3 protein-coding genes are annotated in these 3,392 nt (G+C 59.9%); all 3 read right to left on the minus strand.

Features of this window, described 5'->3' with window-relative positions; all coding sequences use genetic code 11:
• Window positions 1-147 precede the first annotated feature (147 nt).
• The 3 genes from ACN675_RS28445 to ACN675_RS28455 all read right to left on the minus strand — a co-directional run bounded on the left by ACN675_RS28445 (window position 148) and on the right by ACN675_RS28455 (window position 3,200).
• Window positions 148-756 carry a hypothetical protein gene (locus ACN675_RS28445; protein WP_420754001.1) on the minus strand — a complete coding sequence of 203 codons (609 nt, stop codon included), beginning with the start codon at window positions 754-756 and terminating at the stop codon, window positions 148-150.
• Window positions 757-800: 44 nt separating this feature from the next.
• Complete coding sequence (locus ACN675_RS28450) at window positions 801-1,565, minus strand: DUF6973 domain-containing protein (RefSeq protein WP_420754002.1); 765 nt, start codon at window positions 1,563-1,565, stop codon at window positions 801-803.
• A gap of 318 nt (window positions 1,566-1,883) precedes the next feature.
• Window positions 1,884-3,200 (minus strand): hypothetical protein, encoded by a 1,317-nt coding sequence (locus ACN675_RS28455; protein ID WP_420754003.1) that lies wholly within the window; start codon window positions 3,198-3,200, stop codon window positions 1,884-1,886.
• Between the last annotated feature and the right edge of the window lie 192 nt (window positions 3,201-3,392).

Below are 3,392 nucleotides of genomic sequence, written 5' to 3' on the forward strand. Positions count from 1 at the left end.
CGGTGGCAGGATTGAAGATGCACAACACGTTGACGTGAGCGTGGACGTCCCGTGCGGTGGCCGACTCCCTCGGACCCGACCCATCCAATGACCAATTCTGTCGTGCGGAAGTCGACCAAACCGGGGGCAGTCCCCAAATTTTCTCTTTTATGTTGCGTACTCGAACCGAGACCAGTTGGGAGCAACAGGCTCAAGGGTAATAAAGGTTCGTGCCCTGGGTACGCACTGGCGCGTGTACACCCAGCCTGTTCTTGAGATCGCCTGGTCACTCTCCGTGAAATAGACGCAGCCATCCGATTCACGTTCGATGGATCCGAATTGAAGACCATTGATATCAACAGCGTATTGAGGTTGGCCCGTTCCGTCGATCAGTTGTTCTGCCACCGTTTGCATTTCCGGCTTTGCATCTTCGAAACCAGCCTTCGGATTAACAAGGACTAGCAGGACCGCGGCAGCCATCACAGAGGGCGCAAGGAGAAGTGTAAGCGGAAACCTTCCTTCGGACCTCGTCACTCGTACCGCCCGCACCAACCATGCCGCTCCGAGCGCAATCAGAGCGAGCACGGCTGGCACGGCAACAAGAATTTTGGTGAGGTAGTCCGTGCTTCCGGTGAAGGGACGGCGCTCGTAGTAGAGGCACAACAACAGGATGCAGATGAGGGCAGTGAGCCCGGCAATCATCAGCCCTGGATGGGATTTTCCTTTCGGCGTCATTCCCTGATCCTGGTCAAACAGCCCGTTGCCGTCGTCACTCACGTTCACTACCTCACTCTAGTTGTTACGCAATTGCGGTCATGGCGTCACGGCCCTCCAAAGACCAAGAGGGAGTTCTCACCGGGGTTACTCTGGCCGACGGTCGGGACGTCCGCTATGGGGGTGATCGGCGCAGCATCGGCATATCCATTGCACTCGATGATGATCCCTTCGACGTCACCTTCGTTGCGAAGGCCTACTGCTCGACCGGTGATGTTATTGAAGTTGTCCATGATTGCCGATTCGGCGCCGCTTGGCTTGTCCTGTTCATGGGCATCACCAAGTCGTTTCGCGAACGCCGCATTGGAAGCTTCTGTGGTCATTCCCATCCACATGCAGTGCCGGTCGGCGTCAAGTCGATCATCGTCGTACAGGTATGAACCGTCCGATCTGACTCGTTCAGGATAGTGCGCCTCTGACTGCGTTTGCGAATCGAAGTACGCACGGATGGAGCGCGCACAGTCGAAGTCTTCAGCCGCACAGAGAGCTGCTGTGACGCCACCGATTCGGTAGTACGGGTTGTAGCTTTCGCTCACATCACTTGCCACGTTGTTCACTGCAGTGATCGGGAAGGCCGTTCCCGGAACGATCGTATAGACAACTTGGTTTCCCTGAACGGACGTTTGAACCGAAACTCCCTGCTGATCCGAGCCCGCAGCGAACGGATTCCCAATGTCTGCTACGACTCCACCAGGGCCATTCACAGTGACACTGTTGCCGACGTTAGACAGACTATATCCAGGCGGAAGTCCGAATACCATTCGGAACTGTTGCGGCGCCTGGTTGTTCACTATCGTCAGTTCGGAGTTCATTAGCGTAGCGGAAGGAGTTATACGCAACGAGAGATTATATCCCGGGCCGTTGTATATAAGTCCGTTCGGAAGAGTTGCAACACCTAGTGCTGTAGTCGCCGGGATCCCATATGTAAGAAAGAGCCCTGTCGACCCGATAGGAATCTTCGTACCGGGAGTGTGGATCGTGTCGTGCTGGAATTGCTGACGTACTGCTATTCCAGCATCGACCGAAAAATCACCAGTAGGGTAACCGAAGCTGCCTTGCTCGTATCCAGAAGATGCCCACTGAGTAAGTAAGGGTTCGGTAACAGGCCATGCGCCGTGTGTGGGGTGCCACTAGATGACGCCGTTCTGGAATCGGTCCATCTGACCTTGACCATCAGGCAACCCGACCTGATCCTGGATGGGATAGCCGAGAAGCGTGCCACCCGGCGCCAGGCCTCCGATCGAGTTGTACTTGTCGCGCAGTGGTCCGTTGCGGATTGCGGAGCCGACAGCGTTCTGGAACGCGACGTAAATGGCGCCGTCCTGGAACTCCTGACGACGGCCACCGTCGGGGAGAACGATTTCGTCGGTGGTGGGGTACTTCAGCCAGCCGGCTTCGTAGCTGTGGATGCCCCAGCGGTTGAGGAAGCTGTTGACCACCGGATGCGCACCGCCGGCGGCGGACCAGTAGATCGGGCCGTTGAGGAACGTGACTCGTTCGCCGGTGTTGCCGGGGTTGACGATGTTCCCGCTGGTCGGGAACGACAGGAAGCTCGCCGGCCCGCCGAGGCTGTTGTACTTGTCGCGGATATCTCCACACACGCTGTAAGGGGACGGCCAGTAGGTCTGACAGGTCGCCAACAGTGACATCCGTGAGGTGCCCGAGGTGGATCGTTGCTGGGCTTCGAGCATCTCGGCCTTGTCGGCGTCCTCCTTGGTGAACGGCGCGGGGATCTCTTCCCGATCCGAACGCATCTGACCAGGAACGATCGTCGACCTCGGATTCTCGGTCGGCCGCCAGTCCAGATCCGGTTCAGCCGTCTTCGACGACAGCTCCGGATCGTCCGGGGCGATCGGCTGATCCGCAGCCGGAGCGGCCGGCATCAGCTCTGCCGGGAGCGGTGCCACCGTCTCGGCCGGTGGGGCCACCGTGTCCTGCGCCGGTGCCACCGGTGGCTGCTCCGGGGCGGGAGCGGATTCGGAGGCTGCGGCTGTTTCGGGACCGACGGGTTCCGGTGCCACCGGCGTCGTGGCGGGGTCGCACGGCGGCGCCGGTGCTGTTGTGGTCGTGGTGACCGTGGCCGTCGTGGGGACCGCGCACGGATCGGCAGTGTCCTCCGTGAGCGCCGGCGCCGGCACAACATCCGAGGTCGCGGGCGCGGTTGTGGTCACCGGTGCCGGGGACGGCGTGGGTGTGGTCGAGGCTGGCTGGGCGAGTGCTGCCGACCCTCCGACGGCAACCATCACCACGGTCGTGCCGGCGACCACGCACTGACGCCACCATCTGCCCCGGGGCACGACAGAACCCCGCTTGGTTTGCGAATTCATCTGGTACCTACTGTCTTTCATGCGGACAGGGGTAGCGGTGGCGCCATCGCTACTTAGGAACTTAAACCTTTTCCCAAGAACCACAAACGCACCAGATAACACTTTCGTCACAAAAACCATTCGTCCGGTTTGTTTTTGATTCGAAGGGCAAACCGGACTTTCCGGTGATACACACAAGGCGCGGACCGCGCCTGTCCCCTGCCGCGGCGCCGCGGTTCCCACCGCCTCGCGGTGTCCCCCATCCCTGAAGGAGCAACGATGAACGTGCATACCTCTTCCGCATCCGGTAGCTCGGCGCGGCGGCGGATCGTC

The organism is Rhodococcus sp. O3, from assembly GCF_048897285.1.
Taxonomy (GTDB): Bacteria; Actinomycetota; Actinomycetes; order Mycobacteriales; family Mycobacteriaceae; genus Rhodococcus.